General features: G+C 73.4%; 16 protein-coding genes. 10 read left to right on the top strand and 6 right to left on the bottom strand.

What is annotated here, in order from left to right; all coding sequences use genetic code 11:
* Positions 1 to 12 precede the first annotated feature (12 nt).
* Positions 13 to 1,017, bottom strand: coding sequence for a helix-turn-helix transcriptional regulator (locus tag Scani_RS07120; RefSeq protein WP_159471068.1), 1,005 nt, complete (start codon positions 1,015 to 1,017; stop codon positions 13 to 15).
* A gap of 55 nt (positions 1,018 to 1,072) precedes the next feature.
* On the opposite strand from Scani_RS07120, the gene Scani_RS07115 reads away from it, so the two are divergent.
* Complete coding sequence (locus Scani_RS07115) at positions 1,073 to 2,683, top strand: FAD-binding oxidoreductase (RefSeq protein ID WP_159471066.1); 1,611 nt, start codon at positions 1,073 to 1,075, stop codon at positions 2,681 to 2,683.
* 27 nt (positions 2,684 to 2,710) lie between these two features.
* Entirely contained in the window at positions 2,711 to 5,638 is a 2,928-nt protein-coding gene (locus Scani_RS07110; RefSeq protein ID WP_159471064.1) for an FAD-binding and (Fe-S)-binding domain-containing protein, read from the top strand.
* Between the two features lie 127 nt (positions 5,639 to 5,765).
* On the opposite strand, the gene Scani_RS07105 is transcribed toward Scani_RS07110, so the two are convergent.
* The 3 genes from Scani_RS07105 to Scani_RS07095 all read right to left on the bottom strand — a co-directional run bounded on the left by Scani_RS07105 (position 5,766) and on the right by Scani_RS07095 (position 8,316).
* Entirely contained in the window at positions 5,766 to 6,257 is a 492-nt protein-coding gene (locus tag Scani_RS07105) for a nuclear transport factor 2 family protein (RefSeq protein WP_371872317.1), read from the bottom strand.
* 356 nt (positions 6,258 to 6,613) lie between these two features.
* Positions 6,614 to 7,231 carry a GOLPH3/VPS74 family protein gene (locus Scani_RS07100; protein ID WP_159471062.1) on the bottom strand — a complete coding sequence of 206 codons (618 nt, stop codon included), beginning with the start codon at positions 7,229 to 7,231 and terminating at the stop codon, positions 6,614 to 6,616.
* 209 nt (positions 7,232 to 7,440) lie between these two features.
* On the bottom strand, positions 7,441 to 8,316 hold the full coding sequence (locus Scani_RS07095) for a LysR family transcriptional regulator (RefSeq protein WP_159471060.1): 876 nt from the start codon (positions 8,314 to 8,316) through the stop codon (positions 7,441 to 7,443).
* Between the two features lie 180 nt (positions 8,317 to 8,496).
* On the opposite strand from Scani_RS07095, the gene Scani_RS07090 reads away from it, so the two are divergent.
* Positions 8,497 to 9,384, top strand: coding sequence for an EamA family transporter (locus Scani_RS07090; protein WP_246295610.1), 888 nt, complete (start codon positions 8,497 to 8,499; stop codon positions 9,382 to 9,384).
* A 174-nt stretch (positions 9,385 to 9,558) separates the two neighbouring features.
* On the opposite strand, the gene Scani_RS07085 is transcribed toward Scani_RS07090, so the two are convergent.
* Together Scani_RS07085 and Scani_RS07080 are read right to left on the bottom strand one after the other, a co-directional pair.
* Positions 9,559 to 12,921, bottom strand: a complete 3,363-nt coding sequence (locus Scani_RS07085) for a tetratricopeptide repeat protein (RefSeq protein ID WP_246295532.1) — start codon at positions 12,919 to 12,921, stop codon at positions 9,559 to 9,561.
* Between the two features lie 49 nt (positions 12,922 to 12,970).
* Positions 12,971 to 13,324 carry a hypothetical protein gene (locus Scani_RS07080; RefSeq protein WP_174872627.1) on the bottom strand — a complete coding sequence of 118 codons (354 nt, stop codon included), beginning with the start codon at positions 13,322 to 13,324 and terminating at the stop codon, positions 12,971 to 12,973.
* A 523-nt stretch (positions 13,325 to 13,847) separates the two neighbouring features.
* Here Scani_RS07080 and Scani_RS07075 point away from each other — a divergent pair.
* The 7 genes from Scani_RS07075 (at position 13,848) to Scani_RS07045 (ending at position 22,821) form a co-directional block, all read left to right on the top strand.
* Complete coding sequence (locus Scani_RS07075) at positions 13,848 to 14,651, top strand: TIGR03084 family metal-binding protein (protein ID WP_159471058.1); 804 nt, start codon at positions 13,848 to 13,850, stop codon at positions 14,649 to 14,651.
* 140 nt (positions 14,652 to 14,791) lie between these two features.
* Positions 14,792 to 16,495, top strand: a complete 1,704-nt coding sequence (locus Scani_RS07070; RefSeq protein ID WP_159471839.1) for an acyclic terpene utilization AtuA family protein — start codon at positions 14,792 to 14,794, stop codon at positions 16,493 to 16,495.
* Entirely contained in the window at positions 16,492 to 18,090 is a 1,599-nt protein-coding gene (locus Scani_RS07065) for an acyl-CoA carboxylase subunit beta (protein ID WP_159471056.1), read from the top strand. Before Scani_RS07070 ends, Scani_RS07065 begins: the two co-directional genes overlap by 4 nt.
* A 7-nt stretch (positions 18,091 to 18,097) precedes the next feature.
* The gene (locus tag Scani_RS07060; RefSeq protein ID WP_159471054.1) at positions 18,098 to 20,011 is read left to right on the top strand and encodes an acetyl/propionyl/methylcrotonyl-CoA carboxylase subunit alpha; all 1,914 of its coding nucleotides are present in this window, start codon (positions 18,098 to 18,100) and stop codon (positions 20,009 to 20,011) included.
* Positions 20,012 to 20,257: 246 nt separating this feature from the next.
* On the top strand, positions 20,258 to 21,421 hold the full coding sequence (locus tag Scani_RS07055; protein ID WP_159471052.1) for an acyl-CoA dehydrogenase family protein: 1,164 nt from the start codon (positions 20,258 to 20,260) through the stop codon (positions 21,419 to 21,421).
* A 52-nt stretch (positions 21,422 to 21,473) separates the two neighbouring features.
* Positions 21,474 to 22,019, top strand: coding sequence for a VOC family protein (locus Scani_RS07050; RefSeq protein WP_159471050.1), 546 nt, complete (start codon positions 21,474 to 21,476; stop codon positions 22,017 to 22,019).
* Positions 22,012 to 22,821: a MerR family transcriptional regulator gene (locus Scani_RS07045; RefSeq protein WP_218039158.1), complete on the top strand. Its 810-nt coding sequence runs from the start codon at positions 22,012 to 22,014 to the stop codon at positions 22,819 to 22,821. Before Scani_RS07050 ends, Scani_RS07045 begins: the two co-directional genes overlap by 8 nt.
* The last annotated feature ends 15 nt before the right edge of the window (positions 22,822 to 22,836 follow it).

The raw sequence follows: 22,836 nt of genomic DNA, 5'->3' as shown, positions 1-22,836 counted from the left end.
GGCGCCGGAGCGCTATGCGGACGGGGCGTTTGCCGCGTAGACGGCGGTGAGGGCGGCGGCGGCCTCGGCCATCACCCGGCGGGCCGCCGGCGGGTCGAGCACTTCGAGCGAGTCGCCGAACTGGAGCAGCTGACGGACCGCGCCGAGAACCGGGTAGGCCAGCTCGATGACGGCCCAGCCGTCCCCGGGGCTCCCGACGTCCGGTGATTCCGCGCCGTCACCCGTACGGGGTGGCCCGGTCAGTGCTCCGCCCAGGATGCGTACGGCCAGGTCGAGGCGGTCGCGGCGGATCCGGGCGGTCACCCTGACCTCCGCGGGCCGGTCCTCCACCTGGCGGCGCAACTGCTGCCAGACGGCGGCGAGCTCCACTCCCTCGCGCCGCCGCACGGGGGCGTCGGTGAGAGCCGCCGACCCGACCCGGTCGGCGCGGAAGAGCTGCGGTCTGCCGCGCCGGTCCGCGACGAGGTACCAGGTCCCGGCCTTGGCGACCAGCCCGTACGGGTCGACGGTGTACGTCCGCAGCCGGGTCTCACCGCTGTGGCGGTAACGGATGCGCAGCCGCCGGTCGGTGAAGACGGCGGTCTGGAGTTCGTCCAGGTCGACGGCGGGGCGCGGGCCGCTCATCCACTTGTCGGGGTCGACCAGGATGCGGCTGCCGGCCAGCTCCGCGGCCGGCCGGTGCGGGGCGGGCAGCGCCGCCATCACCTTGCGCAGCGCCGAGCCGAGCGCCTCGTCCAGACCGAGGGCGGTGTGGGCGCCCTGCGCGGCCAGGATGAACAGGGCGCGCGCCTCGTCGGTGGTCATCCCCGTGACGTCCGTACGGAAGCCGGGCAGCAGCGCGATCCCGCCGTGCCGGCCGCGTTCGGCATAGACCGGCACCCCGGCCGCCGACAGCGACTCGATGTCGCGGTGGACGGTCCGGGTCGAGACCTCCAGCCGTGCGGCGAGTTCTCCGGCCGGGACCCGGCCCCGGGTCTGGAGGAGCAGGAGGATCGAGAGCAGCCGGTCCGCTTTCACAAGCGTTCTTTATATATGACGGCAGGTGTCAAGTTATCGCGGCACCGTGTGCGGCATGGAGATCAACGACCTCGTACGGACGCACCGCCCCCACGCCGACGCCCCCGCCCTCGACCCCGCCGCTCTCGCCGCCCTCGTCCGGGAGTCCCGGGGCCCCGTCCTCGTCCCCGGCGACGACGGCTACGACGCCGAACGGTCCGGGTTCCAGCGGGCGTACCGGCACCGGCCGGCCGTGATCGTCGGTGCCCGGTGCGCCGAGGACGTCGTCGCCGCCGTGCGCTTCGCCCGTGCTCAGGGGCTGCCGGTCGCCGTCCAGGCCACCGGGCACGGGCTCTCGGCGGCCACCGACGGCGGACTGCTGATCAGCACGCGGCGGATGGACGGGGTGCGGGTGGACCCGGCGGCCCGGACCGCGCGGGTCGAGGCGGGTGTCGTCTGGGGACAGGTCGTCGAGGCGGCGGCCCCGTACGGTCTGGCGCCGCTCAACGGCTCCTCCCCGGGCGTCGGCGTCGTCTCGTACACCCTCGGGGGCGGCGTCGGGGTGCTGGCCCGTACCTATGGCTTCGCCGCCGACCAGGTGCGGTCCGTCGACCTGGTCACCGCCGGCGCCCGCCGGCGGACGGTCACCGCGGAGAGCGACCCCGGGCTGTTCCGGGCGCTGCTCGGCGGCGGCCACGGCCTGGGGGCGGTGACCGCGATGGAGTTCGGGCTGGTGCCGGTGGCCCGGCTGTACGGCGGGCAGCTGGTGTTCGACGGCGAGCGGATCGACACGGCGCTGGCGGCGTATCTGCGCTGGACCGAGACCGTCCCGGACGAGCTGACCTCGTCGCTCGCGCTGATCGTGTACCCGGACCTCCCGCAGCTTCCCGAGTCGCTGCGCGGCCGCCACCTCGCGCAGATCCGGATCGCCTGGACGGGGAGTGCCGAGGAGGGCGAGCGGCTGGTGGCGCCGCTGCGGGCGGTGGGGCCGCGGGTGAGCGACCAGCTGCGCGAGATGCCGTACGCCGAGTCGCACACCATCCACCAGGATCCGAGCGATCCGCACGCCTACGACGGTGACAACGCGCTGCTCGGCGGGCTGGACGCGGCGGCGCTGCTCCGGGTGGCCACGCTGGCGGGGCCGGCCGCGCCGGCCATGTGCGTGGTCCAGCTCAACCATCTCGGGGGTGCGATGGCGCGGCGGGGCGGGCCGGACGACGTGGCCGGTGCCGTCGGCCACCGGGACGCCCGGTTCGCGCTGCGGGTGCTGTCGCCGCTGATCGGGGCCGATACGGGGGAGGAGCCCGGCACCGATGGCACGGACCGGTCCGGCGCCGGCCGCCCTGGGGCTGAGGGCACCGGCCGGTCCGGCGCCGCTGCGCCTCGCTCCGACGGGCCCGATGCCGCCCGCGCGACCGTGCGGGCGCTGCATGCCGAGGTGCTGGCGGCCGTGGAGCCCTGGCGGATCGGCCGGAGCGTGAACTTCCTCTTCGGCCCGCACGGGGAGCGGCCGGACGCCGCGGAGGTGGCCCGCAGCGTGCACGACGCCGACGAACACCGGCGGCTGGCCCGGCTCAAGGACCACCACGATCCGGAGAACGTCTTCCGCTTCCACCCGGCCGGGGCCGCCGCGGCCGGCCCTTCCCGCCGGTCCCTCACCACTCACCGGCCTGCCGAGGCCCCATGAACCCGCCCCAGTGGGCAGGCTGGAGACATGGCTGATCGTACGGAGACGGAGAAGCGGAACCTGGCGAAGGAGTTGGCGGCCGCGGTACGGGGGGAGGTCTCGTTCGCCGCGGCCGACCGGGCACTGATGACGATGGACGCGTCCAATTACCGGCGGGTGCCCACGGCGGTGGTCGCGCCCCGGGACGCCGAGGACGTCGCGGCGGCGCTGCGGGTGTGCCGGGAACACGGGGTGCCGGTGGTGCCGCGCGGCGCCGGGACCAGTATCGCCGGGCAGGCGACCGGTGTCGGTGTGGTGCTGGACTTCACCCGGCACATGCGGCGCATCGTGTCGCTGGACGCGGCCGCCCGCACCGCCGTCGTCCAGCCCGGCGTCATCCTCGACGACCTGCGGGCGGCGGCCGGGAAGCACGGACTGACCTTCGGCCCCGACCCCTCCACCCACAGCCGCTGCACCCTCGGCGGCATGATCGGCAACAACTCCTGCGGCTCGCACTCGGTGGCCTGGGGCACCACCGCCGACAGCGTCCGCGAGCTGGAGCTGCTGACCTACGGCGGCGAGCAGGTGCGGGCCGGCCGCGGTACGGGGCCCACCGGCGCCCCGACCGGACTGCCGCCGCGTCTGCGGGACGGCGTCAAGGCCCTGGTCGACGGGCAGTTGGCGCTGCTGCGCACCGGCTACCCCGACCTCCCCCGCCGGATCTCCGGCTACGCCCTGGACGCGCTGCTGCCCGAAGCGGGCACCGACCTGGCCCGTGCCCTCACCGGCAGCGAGGGCACCCTCGGCGTGCTGACCGAGGCCACCGTGCGCCTGGTGGAGACCCCCGCGGCGCGGGCCCTCGCCGTCCTCGGCTACCCCGACGAGAGCGCGGCGGCCGAGGCCGCGCACACCCTGCTGCCGCACCGGCCGATGACCGTCGAGGGGATGGCCGCCGACCTGGTGGGCAGCGCGGCCGGGCTGCCCGAGGGCGGCGCCTGGCTGTTCGTGGAGATGGGCGGCGCGAGTCCCGGTGAGGCGGCGGCACGGGCCGAGGCGCTGTGCCGGGCGGCGGCCGCGGACGGTGCCACCGATCACACCCTCGTCACCGACCCGGCCGGCCAGCGCGCCCTGTGGCGGATCCGCGAGGACGCCTCGGGCACCGCGACCCGGCTGGCCGATGGCTCCGAGGCCTGGCCCGGCTGGGAGGACTGCGCCGTCCCGCCCGCCCGGCTCGGCCCGTATCTGCGGGACTTCCGCGCCCTGCTGACCCAGCACGGCCTGCGCGGTACGCCCTACGGCCACTTCGGCGACGGCTGCATCCACGTCCGCATCGACTTCGACCTGCTGACCGCGCCCGGCATCCGCCGCTTCCGGGAGTTCTCCTACGACCTGGGCGAACTCGTGGTGGCGCACGGCGGCTCGCTCTCCGGCGAGCACGGCGACGGCCAGGCCCGCGCCGAACTGCTCCCGAAGATGTACGGCCCGGAACTCGTTGGCCTCTTCGAGCGGTTCAAATCGCTCTGGGACCCGGCCGCCGGCCTCAACCCGGGCATGCTCGTCCGCCCCGCACGGCTCGACGAGAACCTGCGCTTCGAACTGCTGCCCAGGACCCCGGTCCCGGTCGCCTTCGGCTACCCGCACGACGACGGGGACTTCTCCGCGGCCGTACGGCGCTGCGTCGGCGTCGCCAAGTGCCGTAACGCCGCGACCGGTCCGGGCTCGACGGACGTGATGTGCCCGTCCTTCCGTGCCACCGGCGAGGAGCGGCACTCCACCCGCGGCCGGGCCCGGCTGCTGCACGAGATGCTGGCCGGCGAGGTGATCACGGACGGCTGGCAGTCGCCGGAGGTGCACGAGGCCCTCGACCTCTGCCTGTCCTGCAAGGGCTGCCGCAGCGACTGCCCCGTAGGGGTCGACATGGCCACCTACAAGGCGGAGTTCCTGCACCACCACTACGAGGGCCGGCTGCGGCCCGCCGCCCACTACTCCATGGGCCGCCTCCCGCAGTGGCTGCACGCCGCGGCCCCCGCCGCGCCCGTCCTCAACGCGCTCGCCCGTACACCGCTGGCGGCCGTCGGCAAACGCCTCGGCGGAATCGCCCCCGAGCGCCCGATCCCCCGGCTGGCCACGGAGACGTTCACCCGCTGGTGGTGGCACCGCCGGAAGACGGCGGCCCCCGAGGCCCCGGCCGGCCGCACGGTCGTCCTGTGGCCCGACACCTTCACCAACCACCTCTCCCCGGAGGTCGGCCGGTCCGCCGTACGCGTCCTGGAGGCCGCCGGTCTGCGTCCCCTCCTGCCGCCCACCGCACCCCTGCGCCCGCCCGGGGCCGCTGCGCTGCCACGCCGCCACCGCCCCCTGTGCTGCGGCCTGACCTATGTCTCCACCGGCCAGCTCGACCGGGCCCGCGCGGTGATGCGCCGTACGGTCGAGGTCCTGAGCCCGCTGCTCCGGGACGGCCGCCCCCTGGTCGTCCTCGAACCCAGTTGCGCCGCCGCCCTCCGCACGGACCTCCCGGAACTGCTGCCCGACGACCCCCGGGCCGCGCAACTGGCCCGTTCCGTCCGGACCTTCGCGCAAGTCCTGGAGGAGCTGGCCCCCGACTGGCAGCCCCCGCGCCTGGACCGCCCCGTCGCCGGCCAGACCCACTGCCACCAGCACGCGGTCCTCGGCGACGCGGCCGACCGTCGCCTGCGCGAACGCGCGGGTCTCACCGGCCAGTTGTCCGGCGGCTGCTGCGGCCTGGCCGGCAACTTCGGCTTCGAGCGCGGCCACTACGACATCTCGGTGGCCTGCGCCGAGGACCAGCTGCTGCCCGCCGTAAGGGAATCCCCCGAGGGGACGGAGGTCCTCGCGGACGGCTTTTCCTGCCGGACCCAGCTCGACCAGCTCGGCGACCGGCCGGGACGCCATCTGGCGGAGGTGCTGGCGGAGGCGTTGGGGGAGGGGGACGGGGGCGAAGCGCAGGGCGGCTGAGGGGCCGGGGGCGGTTCGCCGGGGCCGGCGGCCGGACAGCTCTCCGGCCGCCGTCGAACCGCTGCCCGCGGAGCGGGAGGTGCGGCACCACCGCCCCCCCGGTCCCGGCGGGCGTTCGACGCCCGGCCTACTCGCCCTCGGTGAAGGAGCGGAGGGTGTCCTCGCCGGTGGTCCACCAGACGCCGAGCCGTTGGCGGGTCAGGCGCCATCCGTCGGTCCCACGGGAGAACTCCCAGTCGTAGGGACCGCCCATGGCGTAGGGCGAGGAGACGGGACCGGCACCGGCGACGGCCACGAACCACATGTAGCCGACGCCGGTCGCCCGGTCGCCCTGCACCTCGAAGTCCATGTTGAGGATGTGGTGCTGCATGGTGGTGTACGGCGCTTCGGCCTCGACCACCTTGGTCAGGATCGCGTCCCGGCCGTGGACCCGCTCCCACGGGCCGAACTCCAGGACCGCGTCCTCGGACCAGCACGTGATCCAGGTGCGCCAGTCCTTGCGGTCCAGCGCCCGCCAGCCGTGGATCATCAGCGCGCGCAGGGACTCCTTGTCCTCCAGGCGCCGCAGGCGTCGGGCGAAGTGGTCGTCGTCGAGGGGGGTGGCGGACACAGCGGACACGGGTGCTCCTCTGAAGGGGATCGCGGGCACCGGCGGCAGCCGCCGACGCGCTCGTTCGCGTCGGCCCGGAGGCGCCGGGTGCGATCACTCTGTGCCGCGGGCGGCCCCTCAACCAGGGCGGACCGAGGCCGGGTGCCGCACACCCAGGCACCGGACCGGGCGCCCGGCTGCCGTCGGCGGCCGGCGTCCCGCCCTCAGCCGGTCCGCCGGACCGAGGAGAAGTAGCTGTGGGAGGCCGGGAGCAGCAGCAGGGCCGCGATGGCGGCGGTGCACAGTTCGGGGAGGTACCGGTAGGCGACCCCCGACGGCTGGGCCGACGCCGCATCACGGCGCGGCCGGCGGCCTCGCGCAGCCGGTCACCAGCCGTCGTAGCCCCGCCAGATGTTGCTGAAGGCCTCCTCGTCGAGGGCGCGCCGCTGGCGTTCGAACTGCAGCTCCCGCACCGCGTCGTCGACGGCGCCGAGCACCGTCGCCACCGCTTCGTCGGTCACCTCCGGTGGGTCCGCGGCCGCCTCGCCGAGAATGCCCAGGGGCGCTACGAGAGCCGTGAGGACGGGCTCGTCCGAGGTCAAGCGGTCCACTGCCGCGCGCCGGTCGGGCGAGTCGGCCGGCTTCAACTCGCCGGTGCGGAAGCGCTTCCACCGGCCGCCGCCCTGCCGGGTGAGCTGTCCTTCCGCCTCCAGGACGGCCAGGTAGGAAGCGGTCAGGCCGCGGCCCCTGCGCCACAGCCAGTCGCCGACCGACTCGTACGGCGGCTGCTGGTCGAGGGACGACGCGGCCTCGTCCATGAGGCGGTCGGCCACGGCGGGCCGGAAGCCCGGGACGATGCGGTCGCCGTCCAGGCCGAGGGCGTTCGCGTCGAGGAGGTCGATCAGTTCGGCTCCCGCGAGCGCGAGCGACAGCTCACCGTGCTCGGGAGTGCGACCGGCCTCCACGTCCAGGGCGACGAACAACAGGTCCCGCGGTGTGGTCATGAAGGACTCCACGTCAGGGGCATCAGGAGCGATGCGGCGCTGAGCACCCGTCCCGGTGTCCGGGTCCCGGGGCGGACGCCGCAACGGCACCGGGGGCACGGGGTCGTACCGGCCGGGCCTCCGCCCGTCGGCGAGTGCTCCCTGCTACGAGCTTATGGAGCGCGGACGGCACCTGCATCCCACACCGGGCCGGGCCCGCCGGGGAGCGTTCACCGGGTACCCCCGCCCCCCGGCCTCCCGATGACCTCGTGGGCCAGCCTGACCAGGTCGGGGATGCGCGGATGTCCCGGGCCGTCGCGGCGGGCGATGACGACCGGGACCGGCGGCGCGTCGGTCAGCGGGACGTAGGCCATCGACGGGTGCGGGTGCATCTCGGCGGTGGCGGAGGTGGTGACGCCCACGGCGCGGCCGCCGGTGATGGCGGCCAGCCAGTCGTCGGTGTTGCCGATGGTGATCGTCGAGGCGGGGCGGGCCGCGGCGGGCCACAGGTCGAGGGTGGTGGTGCCGGAGACGGTGTTGAGGGCGATGGTGCGGTCGGTCAGGTCGGTGAGGGAGACGGCGGTGCGGTGGGCCAGCGGGTCGTCGGCGGGCAGGCCGGCGACCCGGGGCTCGGTGGTGAGCTGCTCGGTGATCAGGCCCGGGGCGCGGACCTCGCCGCGCAGCAGGGCGGCGTCCACATCGCCGCGGGCGAGACCGGCCGTGCGGTCGTCGATGCGGAGGAGTTCGAGCGGGGTGCGGGGGTGCTCCTCGTGCCAGCGGCGCAGCAGGGCGGTGGTGTCCGTACCGGCGGCCGACCAGGCGTGGCCCAGGCGCAGCGGCCAGGCGGTGTGGTGGGCGGCGCCGAGCGCGCGGTCGAAGGCGGTCACCGCGATCGCGGCCCGGTCGCGGAAGGCGACGCCGTCGGGGGTGAGCGCGAGGTGGTGGGTGGAGCGGTCGACGAGGCGGAGGCCCAGTTCCTGTTCCAGTTGGCGCAGGGTGCGGGAGACGGCCGGCTGGGTCAGATGCAGGCGTTCGGCGGCGCGGGTGATGCTCAGGGTGTCCGCGATGGCCAGAAAGCAGCGAAAATGACGCAGCTCGATGCTCATGCGTGGGGAGCATAACAACAAGGGAAAACGCATTTCACGGACCGGAAGAAGGCCCCGTAGCGTGGTGGCGTGAATGCATCGCCCGAGAACCCCGAAGGCCGTACGCCGGCTCCTGCCGTTCCCACCCTGCCCGCCGGCGACGGGGAGATTCCGCATCCCGTGCCGCCGTCGCCGGAGGTGCTGACGGCGGAGGTTCAGGCGGGGGCCGCCGGGGCGTCGGGTGCGCGCGGGCGGCTCGGGTCGGTGGCGCTGGTCATCGGCGGGATCGTCTCGCTGCAGTTCGGCTCGTCGGTGGCGGTGCTGCTCTTCCCGCGGGCCGGTGCGCTGGGCGTGGTCACCTTGCGGCTGGTCGTCGCCGCGCTGGTGCTGCTGATCGCCTGCCGTCCCAGACTGCGCGGCTACACACGGGGCGACTGGGTCACGGTGCTCGCCTTCGGCGTCGCCCTGGCCGGTATGAACTCGCTCTTCTACCAGGCGATCGACCGCATCCCGCTGGGCGCCGCGGTCACCTTGGAGTTCCTCGGGCCGCTGATCCTGTCGGTGGCGACCTCGCGCAGGCTGCTGAGCCTGGTGTGGGCGGGGCTGGCGCTGGGCGGTGTGGTGCTGCTGGGGCGCGAGGGCTTCGACGGGCTCAACCTCTCGGGGGCCGCGTTCGCGCTGGCGGCCGGCGGCCTGTGGGCCGCCTACATCCTGCTCTCCGCCCGTACGGGGCAGCGTTTCCCCCGGGCGGACGGGCTGGCGGTGGCGATGACCGTCGCGGCGCTGCTCAGCCTGCCGTTCGGCATCGCGAGCGCCGGCACCGCCCTGCTGGACCCGGTCACCGTGGGCCTGGGCGCCGCGGTCGCCCTGATGTCGTCCGTCATGCCCTACACCCTGGAACTGCTCGCCCTGCGCAAGCTCCCGGCCTCCGGCTTCGCCGTGATGATGAGCCTGGAGCCGGCCGTCGCGGCCACCGCCGGATTCCTCGTACTGCACCAGGCGCTGGGCTGGGCCGAGGTGGTGGCGATCGGGCTGGTCGTGGCCGCGAGCGTGGGGGCGGTACGGAGCGCGGGGGCGGGCTCGCACTGAGGTCGGGTCCCGGTGGATCTCGCAGAAACAACGACGCCAAGCGGCTGCCGTCCCACTTCAGCGGCCGTTTATCCGAGAACTCATCGTCCAGGGCACCGATGGGCCGACACCGCACCGTTTCTCGCGCATGATCCGGTTCCGGGCGAGTCGCACGCCGCCACTTTCTGATCTTCCTCAGGAATCGGTCGATTCATCAACGGCCGCGTCCCCAACGGCCGCGTCCCCCGCCAGTCGGCGCCATAGGTCCGGGTTCCGGGATGTCCATCGCCCGGCACCCGGCACCATGTGCTCCAGCAGTTCGGCGTAGGCGTCCGCGGCTCCGGCCGTATCCCCCGCCTTTCCCCGCCAGTGCGCGACATGGCGCAGGGTGGTGAGGGTGTCGGGGTGGCTCTCGCCCTGCACGCGCACCCGGTCGGCGAGAAGCTCGGCGAAGGCGTTCGCGGCTCCGGCCGCATCCCCCGCCCTTCCCCGGCAATAGGCGAGATTGTGCCGCGTGGTGAGGGTGTTGGGATGGTCAGCGCCCTGCACGCGCACCCGGTCGGCGAGAAGCTCGGCGAAGGCGTTCGCGGCTCCGGCCGCATCCCCCGCCTCCCCCCGCCAGTAGGCGATATTGCCCCGGGTGGTGAGAGTGTCGGGATGGTCATCGCCGAGCACTGGCACTATGTGCTCCAGCAGTTCGGCGAAGGCGTCCGCGGCTCCGGCCGCATCCCCCGCCTTTCCCCGCCAGCGGGCGACATAGCGCCGGGTGTCGAGGGTGTCGGGGTGGCCCTCGCCCAGCACGCGCACCCGGTCGGCGAGAAGCTCGGCGAAGGCGTTCGCGGCTCCGGCCGCATCCCCCGCCTCCCCCCGCCAGTAGGCGATATTGCCCCGGGTGGTGAGAGTGTCGGGATGGTCATCGCCGAGCACTGGCACTATGTGCTCCAGCAGTTCGGCGAAGGCGTCCGCGGCTCCGGCCGCATCCCCCGCCTTTCCCCGCCAGCGGGCGACATAGCGCCGGGTGTCGAGGGTGTCGGGGTGGCTCTCGCCCTGCACGCGCACCCGGTCGGCGAGAAGCTCGGCGAAGGCGTTCGCGGCTCCGGCCGCATCCCCCGCCCTTCCCTGCCAGTAGGCGATATTGCCCCGGGTGGTGAGGGTGGAGGGGTGGTCGTCGCCGAGCACGCGCACCCGGTCGGCGAGGAGCTCGGCGTAGGCGTTCGCGGCTCCGGCCGCATCCCCCGCCTCCCCCCGCCAGTAGGCGAGATTGTGCCGGGTGGTGAGGGTGTCGGGGTGGTCCGGGCCCAGCACTCGCACCATGTGCTCCAGCAGTTCGGCGTAGGCAGTGGCAGCCTCGGCCGCATCCCCCATCTGACCCCGAAAACGAAGGACATTGCCCCGGGTGGTGAGGGTGTCGGGGTGGTCCGGGCCCAGCACTCGCACCATGTGCTCCAGCAGTTCGGCGAAGGCGTCCGCGGCTCCGGCAGCATCCTCCGCCAGACCCCGGATGCGCGCGAGTTCGCCCCGGGTGGTGAGGGTGTCGGGATGGTCCGGGCCCAACAGTCGCACCCTTTGCTCCAGTAGTTCGGCGTAGGCAGTGGCAGCTCCGGCGGTATCCCCCGTCTCACCCCGGAAGCGGGCGAGATTGTGCCGGGTGGCGAGGGTGAAGGCGTGGTCATCGCCGAGCACGCGCACCATGTGCTCCCGTAGTTCGGCGTAGGCAGTGGCAGCTCCGGCGGCATCCCCCGTCTCACCCCGGAAGCGGGCGAGATTGTGCCGGGTGGCGAGGGTGAAGGCGTGGTCATCGCCGAGCACGCGCACCACGTCCTCCAGCAGTTCGGCGTAGGCAGTGACAGCCCCGGCGGCATCCCCCGCCTCACCCCGGAAGCGGAAAAGTTCACCCCGGATGGTGAGGGTGACGGGGTGGTCCGGTCCCAGGCGGCCGTGGGCGACATCGGCCATGCGGTGGAAATGCTCGACGGCGGCAGCAACTTGGCCGGTGTGGCCCAGGCTGTAGCCGGCGTAGATGAGCACCTCATGGACAGTGTCGGATTGGTACATGACGTCTTCGGCGTGGCCGGTGAGGGCGGTGGTGTTGGCGCGCAGGGTCTGGACGAGGTTGGTGTCGCGTTCGATATCGGGCCAGGCGGCCACGAGGGCGTCGGCGGCTGTACGCGCGAGCTGATCGTGCTCGTGGGGGGTGAGGGTGTCGCGGGTGGCGCGCTGGATGAGCTGGTGGGCGCGGACGGCCTGGTGCGGAGTGTCGGGGGTGTGGTCGATGAGGCTGAGCCGGTGCAGGGCTCGCAGGGCGTGCACCGCGTCCCGGGGGGAGACCGGGGCCTGTTCCCCGACGGGGTGCTCACCGGTCGGGGTGCGGTGCGCGGTGAGGTAGGTCAGGACGGGCTCGCTGGTCAGAACGGTGTGCGGGATGCCGTTGGGGTCCAGCATGGAGGCGAGCCGGAGCATGGGGCGGGCCAGGCCGGCGGGGCGGAGGGTGTCTGCGCGGTCGATGGACAGGGACCAGGCGGCGTCCAGAGGGAGCGCCTGGTTGTCGGGCAAGGCGCCAGGGGCGATGGCGCTGAGTGTGGTGGTTCGGTCGGCCAGCAGGCGGCGGTAGGCGGCCACGGTCTCGCCGGTGTCGATGAGGTAGGCGGTGGCCTGGGTGAGTGCCAGGGGCAGGTATCCGAGGTCCTCGGCCAGGGCGGCGAGCTCGTCGGTGGGTTCGTCGCGGCCGGTCAGGGAGGTGGTGAGGTAGGTGAGGGCTTCGTCCTTGGTGAACAGGCCGATCTTGATGGTGTGGTGGCCGTCCGGGTCGAGGGCGGCGTCCCGACGGCGGGTGGTGACCAGGGTGCGGCCGTGAGGGCTGGCGGGGGGCCACAGGTCGTGCAGGTCGGCGGGGTCGGTGACGTCGTCCAGGACGATCAGCCACCGGAATGGCTTCGCTCCGGCCTTCGGGGTCAGCCAGGCCAGGAACGTCCGCGCGGCATGTTCGGGGTCGCTGGGGTCGGCCCGGCACAGCTCGATGCCGGCCTGGGCATATCCGGTCACGATGGGGGAGCGGGCGCTCGCGTTGACCCAGACCAGGACGTCCAGGCCGCCCGTTTCGCCGGCGTTGTCCCAGGCGGTGCGGGCGTAGTCGGCGGCGAGCTGGGTCTTGCCCACCCCGCCCATGCCGGTCAGCAGCTGGGTCAGCACGGCGGTGCCGCCGCCGTCGACCCTCGTCCGTAGGCGCTCGGCCTCGGCACGGTGCAGGAAGGACCGCGCCGCGGGCGGGATGACGCCTACCTGGTGGGGCCAGTCGGCCGGTTCCTGGGGGCCACGCTGCTGCACGGTCAGCGCGCCGATGTAGCCGGTGTTGGCGATTCCGCCTGTGGCGGCGTTCGCGTGCCCGGTGTGGGACACGTGCGCCGGAGAGCAGGGAGCGCGGCCGGTTCCCGGGGCGGGGCCGAGGTATCCGGTCACGGACATGCCTTGGGAAGTGGCCGTCGCGTCCCCGGTGTCGGCCACCGTGATGTGGGGGACGGTGTCGTCGGGGCCCTGTTGGCGCGCGTCTTTTCGGCTCATGCGATCGCTGCTCCCCTCGTCCTTGCCGCCTGCGCTGTGACCGGGCCGATCAGGTGTAGTCGATGCCGCTGGTGGCACTGCTGCCGTCGCCGGTTGCGGTGGCGTTCCCGGTGTCCTCCGCCTTCGCTGATCCGCTGCCGTGGCCCTGGGGGCGCCTGATTCCTGCGGTGGCCCTGCCTCCGCCGCTCGCGCGCGCCGACCCGGTCCGGACGGCCGTATCCTCTGCGTCATTTCCCGGGGGCTGAAACAGCGTCCAGACCAAGGCCGCGATACCGACGGCGGCCTGAATGGAGGCCCCGGCCAGATCGCCCGCACCGGGAGTGCCCAGCAGCCAGATCAGCGGCGTGGAGACCACTCCCGCCGCCCCCAGGACAATGATCGCAATCTTCCGTCCCCGCGTCATATCGCCCTCCCCTTCCCCTACAGCATGCCCGCCGCGTGGCTGACGGTCCGCCAATTCGCAGTTTTTCGGCGACTTCGTGCAGCACGGGAAATGCGCCCCGCATCACCATGGTTCCCCGGACCGTTCAGGCGGGACGGGCCGCGTCGGCGGCGGTGCGCAGGGGCCGGCGGCCGTACTCGTTGAGCCGGGCGCGTTCGCGGTGGCAGCCGACGTGCCCAGGTACTCGTGTGCGGCCGGCGGGCGGTCTTGCGCCGGTACGACGGACGTGGACGGGCGCGCCCCCTCGTCCGCAGACGGCGGCGTTCCCTCCTCCGGGGCGCGCCGCCGCCGGGCACGCACTCGACCGCCCCGCGGCCGTATCCCGTCAGCGGTCCTGTCGCAAAGGCGTCGGCGGAGCAGAAAATCATGCAGGCGTGCTTGATTGTTTCTTGCCGCGCTGCCACGCTCGGACCCGTACCGCACCACAGCACCTGTCAACCTGCCCTGGCCGTCGGCCACATGGGGCCGATGAGGGGAGTGCCGCGTGTCCGATCCCGGCGCCGTACTGGCGGATCTCAGGGCGGAGAGCGAGGAGCTGGACGCGCTGGTCGCCGGGCTGCCGGCCGAGCGCTGGGCGGCCCCGACGCCCGCCGACGGCTGGACCGTCAGCCATCAGATCGCCCACCTGGCCTGGACCGACCGGCAGGCGCTGCTCTCGGCCACCGACCCGGAGGGGTTCCTGCGGGCCGCGCAGGAAGCGCTCGCCTCGCCCCTGACGTTCGTCGACGAGGCTGCCGAGGCGGGGGCCAAGGTGCCGCCCGCGGAGCTGCTCGCGTACTGGCGGTCGGGCCGTGAAAAGCTGCTCCGGGCGCTCGCGGAGCGGCCGGCGGGCGAGAAGCTGCCCTGGTACGGGCCGCCGATGAGCGTGGCGTCGATGGCCACCGCGCGCCTGATGGAGACCTGGGCGCACGGGCAGGACGTCGCCGATGCGCTCGGTGCCGTCCGGGCCCCCACCGCCCGGCTGCGGCATATCGCCCGGATCGGGGTGCGGACCCGCGACTTCGCCTATGCGACACATCAACTCACCCCGCCCGACGAGGAGTTCCGGGTCGAGCTGCGGGCCCCGGACGGCACGGTGTGGGAGTACGGGCCGCCGGACGCCGGGCAGCGGGTGACCGGGGACGCGCGGGAGTTCTGTCTGCTGGTGACCCAGCGGGCGCACCGTGCCGACCTGCCGTCCCTGCGGGCCGAAGGGGCGGACGCGCAGCGCTGGCTGGGGATCGCCCAGGCCTTCGCGGGCCCGCCGGGGAAGGGCCGGGAGCCGTCCGGGAAGGACGGCGCCGCATGAGCGGCGGGCACCCCGTGAACGACCCGCACCCCGCGAACGACGCGAACCCCGTGAACGACCCGCACCCCGCGAACGACGCCCCGCACTCCGCACAGCACCCCACCCCACACCCCACCCGGCCCCCCGCCCCCGTCCGCCCCATCGGCGCCGACCCCGCCGTCCTGCGCATCGGCAACGCCTCCGGCTTCTACGGCGACCGCTTCGACGCGCTGCGCGAGATGCTCACCGGCGGGCCCCTCGACGTACTGACCGGCGACTACCTCGCCGAGCTGACCATGCTGATCCTCGGCAGGGACCGTCTGAAGGACCCCACGCGCGGCTATGCGAGGACCTTCCTTCGGCAGTGGGAGGACGCGATCGGCCTGGCCGTCGAGCGCGGGGTGCGGATCGTCGCCAACGCGGGCGGGCTCAACCCGGCCGGACTCGCCGACGCCGTACGGGAGGTGGCGCAGAAGGCCGGCGTGCCCGTACGCGTGGCACATGTGGAGGGCGACGACCTGCTGGCGCGCGGGGGGTGGGGCGACGGCGTGCTGACCGCCAACGCCTACCTGGGCGGCGGGGGGATCGCGGCGTGTCTGCGGGCCGGGGCCGATGTGGTGGTGACCGGGCGGGTCACCGATGCCGCGCTGGTCAGCGGCGCGGCGCAGGCGCACTTCGGCTGGCGGCCCGAGGATCTGGACCAGCTGGCCGGGGCGGTGGTCGCCGGGCACGTCCTCGAATGCGGCACCCAGGCCACCGGCGGCAACTACTCCTTCTTCGGCGCCCACGACCTGCTGCGGCCCGGCTTCCCGCTCGCCGAGATCGCCGCCGACGGCAGCTGTGTGATCACCAAGCACCCGGGGACCGGCGGCGCCGTCACCACCGGCACGGTCACCGCCCAACTGCTCTACGAGACGGCCGGTGCCCGCTACGCCGGGCCCGATGTGACGGCGCGGCTGGACACCGTGCGACTCACGGAGGAGGGGCCGGACCGGGTCCGGATCGACGGGGTGCGCGGCGAGGCGCCGCCGCCGACCCTCAAGACCGGCCTGACCCGCCTCGGCGGCTGGCGCAACGAGGTCACCTTCGTCCTGACCGGGCTGGACGTGACGGCCAAGGCGGTGCTGGTCCGCCGGCAGATGGAGGCGGCCTTCGACGCGGCGGGGAACCGCCCGGCCGAGGTGCGCTGGACGCTGGCCCGCACCGACCACGACGACGCGGAGGTCCAGGAGGAGGCGAGCGCCCTGCTGCGGCTGGTGGTGCGGGACGCCGACCAGGACGCGGTGGGGCGGGTGGTCAGCGGCGCCGCGATCGAGCTGGCGCTGGCCAGCTACCCCGGCTTCCACGTCACCGCGCCGCCCGGCAAGGGCACCCCGTACGGGGTCTTCGAGGCGGTGGCGGTGGACGCGGCCGAGGTGCCGCACCTCGCCGTACTGCCGGACGGCACCCGTATCGGCGTTCAGCCAGCCCACCATACCCAGGAGTTGGTTCGGCTGCCCGACCCTCCGCTCCCCGGGCCGCTGCCCGCCGGGCCGGCCCGGCGCGGCCCGCTCGGCCGGGTCGTCGGCGCCCGCAGTGGTGACAAGGGCGGCTCGGCGAACGTCGGGGTGTGGGCCCGGACCGACCAGGCCTGGCGGTGGCTGGCACACGAGCTGACCGTCGAGCGGTTCAGGCAACTGCTCCCCGAGACCGCGGACCTGTCGGTCGACCGGCACGTACTGCCGAATCTGCGCGCGCTCAACTTCGTCGTCGACGGGCTGCTCGGCGAGGGCGTCGCGGCCCAGGCCCGGTTCGACCCGCAGGCCAAGGCCGTGGGGGAGTGGCTGCGCGCGCGGCACATGGACATACCGGAGGTGTTGTGGTGACCGTGCTCGCAACCGGGCTCGACCCGGCGGGTGCCGAGTACGCGGAGCGTCGTGAGGCGATGCTCGCGAAGCTGGCGGAGGTCGAGGCCGAACACGCCAAGGCGACGGCGGGCGGCGGGGAGAAGTACGTCGCCCGGCACCGGGGGCGCGGCAAGCTGCTCGCCCGGGAGCGGATCGAGCTGCTCGTCGACCCCGATACGCCGTTCCTGGAGCTGTCGCCGCTCGCGGCCTGGGGCAGCGACCATCAGGTCGGCGCCTCGCTGGTCACCGGCATCGGCACGGTCTCGGGCGTGGAATGTCTGATCACCGCCAACGACCCGACGGTGCGCGGCGGCGCCAGCAATCCCTGGTCGCTGAAGAAGGCGCTGCGGGCCAACGAGATCGCCTCCGCCAACCGGCTGCCGCTGATCTCGCTCGTCGAGTCCGGCGGCGCCGATCTGCCCAGCCAGAAGGAGATCTTCATCCCGGGCGGGGCGCTGTTCAAGGACCTCACCCGGCTGTCCGCGGCCGGCATCCCGACCATCGCCGTGGTCTTCGGCAACTCGACCGCGGGCGGCGCCTACGTCCCGGGGATGTCCGACCACGTGATCATGGTCAAGGAGCGCGCCAAGGTGTTCCTGGGCGGCCCGCCGCTGGTGAAGATGGCGACCGGCGAGGAGAGCGACGACGAGTCGCTGGGCGGCGCCGAGATGCACGCCCGCACCTCCGGGCTCGCGGACTACTTCGCCGTGGACGAGCCGGACGCGCTGCGCCAGGCCCGGCGGGTCGTCGCCCGCCTCAACTGGCGCAAGGCACAGCCGGAGCCGGGCCCGGCCGCCCCGCCGAAGTACGACGAGGAAGAACTGCTCGGCATCGTCCCCGGCGACCTCAAGGCGCCGTTCGACCCGCGCGAGGTCATCGCCCGGATCGTGGACGGCTCGGACTTCGACGAGTTCAAGCCGCTCTACGGCCCGAGCCTGGCCACCGGCTGGGCCGAACTGCACGGCTACCCGGTCGGCATCCTCGCCAACGCGCAGGGCGTTCTGTTCAGCGCGGAGTCCCAGAAGGCCGCGCAGTTCATCCAGCTGGCCAACCAGCGCGACATCCCGCTGCTCTTCCTCCACAACACCACCGGCTACATGGTCGGCAAGGAGTACGAGCAGGGCGGCATCATCAAGCACGGCGCGATGATGATCAATGCGGTGTCGAACTCGACGGTCCCGCATCTGTCCGTCCTCATGGGCGCCTCGTACGGCGCCGGGCACTACGGCATGTGCGGCCGCGCCTTCGACCCCCGGTTCCTGTTCGCCTGGCCGAGCGCCAAGTCCGCCGTGATGGGGCCGCAGCAGCTGGCCGGGGTGCTCTCGATCGTCGCCCGCGCCTCGGCCGCGGCCAAGGGGCAGCCGTACGACGACGAGGCGGACGCCGGGCTGCGCGCGATGGTCGAGCAGCAGATCGAGTCGGAGTCGCTGCCGATGTTCCTGTCGGGGCGGCTCTACGACGACGGCGTCATCGACCCGCGCGACACCCGAACCGTCCTCGGCCTGTGTCTGTCCGCCCTCCACAACGCCCCGGTCGAGGGCGCGCGGGGCGGCTTCGGCGTCTTCCGGATGTGAGGCAGAAGTGATCCGTTCCGTACTCGTCGCCAACCGCGGCGAAATAGCCCGGCGGGTCTTCCGCACGTGCCGTGAGCTGGGCATCTCCACCGTCGCCGTGCACTCCGACGCGGATGCGGGCGCCCCGCACGTCCGGGAGGCGGATGTCGCCGTACGGCTCCCGGGCGACGCCCCGGCCGACACCTATCTGCGCGGCGACCTGCTGGTGCGGGCCGCGCGGGCCGCGGGCGCCGACGCCATCCACCCCGGCTACGGCTTCCTCTCCGAGAACGCCGGTTTCGCCGCCGCGGTGGCCGACGCCGGCCTGGCCTGGATCGGGCCGCCGCCCGCCGCCATCGAGTCCATGGCGTCCAAGACGCGGGCCAAGGAGCTGATGGCCGAGGCCGGGGTGCCGCTGCTGGCCCCCGTCGACCCCGGAGCGGCCACCGAGGCCGATCTGCCGCTGCTGGTGAAGGCGGCGGCGGGCGGCGGCGGCCGCGGGATGCGTGTGGTCACCGAACTCGCCGCCCTCGACGAGGAGCTGACGGCGGCCAAGGCCGAAGCGGCGGCCGCCTTCGGCGACGGAGAGGTGTTCGTCGAGCCGTACGTCGTCGGCGGCCGCCATGTCGAGGTGCAGATCCTCGCCGATGCGCACGGGACGGTCTGGACCCTCGGCACCCGCGACTGCTCCCTCCAGCGCCGCCACCAGAAGGTCATCGAGGAGGCCCCGGCCCCCGGCCTGTCCGACGCGCTGCGCACCACCCTCCACCGGGCCGCGGAACAGGCCGCGCGCGCCATCGGCTATCGGGGCGCGGGCACCGTGGAGTTCCTGGTCGCGGACGGCCGGGCGTACTTCCTGGAGATGAACACCCGCCTCCAGGTCGAACACCCGGTCACCGAGGCCATCCACGGCCTCGACCTGGTCGCCCTCCAACTACGGGTCGCCGAGGGCCGCCCCCTGGACCCCGAGCCGCCGCGGCCGCACGGACACGCCGTGGAAGCACGGCTGTACGCGGAGGACCCCGCGGCCGGCTGGCAGCCGCAGACCGGCACCCTGCACCGGCTGGAACTGCCCGACGGCGTCCGCCTGGACTCCGGGGTGACCGACGGCGACACCATCGGCGTCCACTACGACCCGATGCTCGCCAAGGTCATCGCCTGGGCGCCGAGCCGCGACGAGGCCGTACGGAAACTGGCGGGCGCCCTGGAGCGGGCCCGTGTCCACGGCCCGGTCACCAACCGCGACCTGCTCGTACGGTCCCTGCACCACCCGGAGTTCACCGACCCCGGCGCGCTGGACACCGGCTTCTACGACCGCAACCTCACCGCACTGACCGAGCCCGGCGACGGCAGGACGGACCTCTTCGCCCTCGCCGCGGCCCTCGCCGACGCCCACGGCCGCTCCCGCTTCGGCGGCTTCCGCAACGTCCCCGCCGGGCCGCAGGTCAAGACCTACGCCTGCGCGGGCACCGAGTACGAGATCCGCTACCGGCTCGGCCGGGACGGCCTGTCCGCCGAGGGCTTCCCGGACGTACGCCTGCTCGCCCTGGACCCCGACGAGGTGGTGCTCGAAGTCGACGGCCTGCGGCGCCGTTTCGCGGTCGCCCGCTACGGCGACCGGGTCCACGTCGACGCGACCCCCTCACCCCGCGGGGGCGCCACCACCTCCTGCGCCCTGACCGCGCTGCCCCGCTTCCCCGACCCCACCGCCCGTACGGAACCCGGCTCCCTGCTGGCGCCGATGCCCGGCACGGTCGTACGCATCGCGGACGGCCTCACCGAGGGCGACCAGGTCGAGGCGGGCCGCCCCCTGCTGTGGCTGGAGGCCATGAAGATGGAACACAAGATCACCGCCCCCGCCGCCGGCACCCTCACCGCCCTCCCCGTACGCCCCGGCCAACAGGTAGAGGTGGGCACGCTGCTGGCGGTCGTCACGGACTGACAAGCCAGGTAGCCCGCCACCGCCCCACCGGGCTGGAACCCGTCACCCCTCCGGCGGCACCCGCCCCGGAGGCCCCGACACCGACCGCACCACATCCGGGCCCCACCCCACCCCCACCCCACCCCACCCCACACCGCCGCAGGCGCCAATCGCTGCACCCGAAAGACCCCCGCCCCAAACGAAGCAACAGAGGCACCGCAACAGATCACCGCAACAGCCACCGCCACCACGACCCGAGGAGACCCCATGGGCACCCCGACGCTCGAATCCGACGAGCACCGCGCCCTGCGCGACGCCGTCGCCGCGCTCGGCAAGCGCTACGGCCGCGACTACGTCACCCGCGTCGTGGCCGAGGGCGCGCACACCGACGAACTCTGGGCGGAGGCCGCCAAGCTCGGCTACCTCGGCGTCAACCTCCCCGAGGAGTACGGCGGTGGAGGCGGCGGCATCGTCGAACTCTCCCTCGTCCTGGAGGAGCTGGGCGCGGCCGGCTGCCCGCTGCTGATGATGGTCGTCTCGCCCGCCATCTGCGGCACGGTCCTCGCCCGGTTCGGCACCGAGGAGCAGAAGCGGACCTGGCTCCCGGGCCTCGCGGACGGCACCCGCAAGATGGCCTTCGGCATCACCGAGCCGGACGCCGGCTCCAACTCGCACCGCATCACGACCACCGCCCGCAAGGAAGGCAGTGACTGGGTCCTCAACGGCCGCAAGGTCTTCATCTCCGGCGTCGACATCGCCGACGCGACCCTGATCGTCGGCCGCACCGAGGACGCCAGGACCGGCCGCCTCAAGCCCTGCCTGTTCATCGTCCCGCGCGAGACCCCCGGCTTCGGCCGCCGCCCGATCGCGATGGAACTCGCCGCCCCGGAGAAGCAGTTCGAACTGACCCTGGACGAGGTCCGGCTGCCCGCCGACGCGCTGGTCGGCGACGAGGACGCAGGGCTCCTCCAGCTCTTCGCGGGGCTCAACCCGGAGCGGATCATGACCGCCGCGTTCGCCCTGGGGATGGGCCGCTACGCCCTCGACCGGGCCGTGGACTACGCCCGTACCCGCCAGGTGTGGAAGGAGCCCATCGGCGCCCACCAGGCCATCGCCCACCCCCTGGCCCAGGCCCATATCGAGCTGGAACTCGCCCGGCTGATGATGCAGAAGGCGGCGCACCTCTACGACGCGGGCGACGACATGGCCGCGGGGGAGGCCGCCAACATGGCCAAGTACGCGGCGGCCGAGGCCGCGGTCCACGCCGTCGACCAGGCCGTGCACACCCTCGGCGGCAACGGCCTCACCCAGGAGTACGGCCTCGCCTCCCTGATCACCGCCGCCCGGGTGGCACGGATCGCCCCGGTCAGCCGCGAAATGATCCTCAACTTCGTCTCGCACCAGTCCCTGGGACTGCCCAAGTCGTACTGAGCGCGCCATGCGGCTTGACCCTCACGTTGCGTGAGGGGGGACGGTAGGCGGCATGAGCGATTTCTTCAACGCATTCGAAATGGGCCCCGTATCCGAGCGTGGACCGAAGGCGGTTGCACCAGAGGTGTTCCGCGGCATCTACGCGATGCCGGTGTTCGTGACGGTTCCGACGTCGGACTTGGCGGCGTCGACGGATTTCTGGGTGCGAGGGTTCGGCTTCATCGAGCTGTTCAGCATCCCGGGGCAGGTGGTCCACCTGCGCCGGTGGGCGTTCCAGGATGTCCTGCTCGTTCCTGCGGAGGCCGGTGCCGAGGTGCCCGAAGTGCCGGCGATGAGTGTGAGTTTCTTATGCGTGCTGAGCGAGATCGATCCCCTCGTCAAGGCGTGTTCGGAGCTCGTGCCGGGCAGCGTGACGGGGCCGCGGGATACGCCGTGGCGTACTCGCGACGTCGAGGTGATCACCCCCGAGGGTGCGCGGGTCGTGTTCACCGCGGCGCAGGAGTTCGATCCTGACAGCCAGGAAGCGCATGATCTCGCCTCGGCCGGAATCTTCGCCCCGGGATCGGCGGAGGGGGGCCACAATGGTGTCCATGGTTGAAAGCGAGCGCGACAGCCGTGACGGCGTCACGGTGGGCGCGGCCGCTGAGCTGGTGGGAGTGACCGTCCGCACGCTTCATCATTGGGACGAGATCGGCTTGGCGTCGCCGTCCGTGCGCACCACCGCCGGCTATCGCCAGTACACCGACCCGGACCTGCAACGGCTGCATCGAATCGTCGCGTACCGGGAGGCTGGTCTCGGGCTGGACGCGGTGCGTGAGGTTCTCGATGACGCGACAGCGGAGATCGGCGCTACCTTGCGTGAGCAGCGTGCCCAGCTCGCCGAGCGCATCCAGGACCTGCAACAGCTCGACGAGCGCCTGGAACGGATGACCGAGGCTCACGAGCGGGGCATCCTCCTCAACGATGAAGCGCAGTCGGAGATCTTCGGGGCGGACTGGGACGCCCATCGATCCCGGCAGGCCCGCACCGTGTGGGGGGATTCTGTGCAATGGGCACAGTTCGCCGAGCGGTCCGCTTCTCGCACGCGGGAGCAATGGCAGTCGCTCTCCGCGGCGATGTCCACGTTGCAGCTCGATCTGGGCAACGCCCTGGATCAGGGTTTCCTTCCGGGCGGCCCGGAAGCGAACGCGCTCGTCGAACGCCACCGCGAAGTATTTTCCCATTTCTTCCCGCTCACGCGACAGATGCAGGTGTGCCTGGGGAGAATGTTCGAGTCCGACCCTGGCTTCTCTGCCCACTACGACGGAATCCGGGTCGGGCTGGCCTCCTGGTTTCGGCAAAGCATCGACGAGTGCGCGCGCGCTCACGGGATCGACCCGGAGACAGCCACCTGGCAGTGATGTGGCAGTAGCGGC

The sequence above is a fragment of the Streptomyces caniferus genome (assembly GCF_009811555.1).
Taxonomy (GTDB): Bacteria; Actinomycetota; Actinomycetes; order Streptomycetales; family Streptomycetaceae; genus Streptomyces; species Streptomyces caniferus.
Note: the sequence above shows the minus strand (reverse complement) of the source record. Positions and strands in the feature narration are given on the sequence as shown.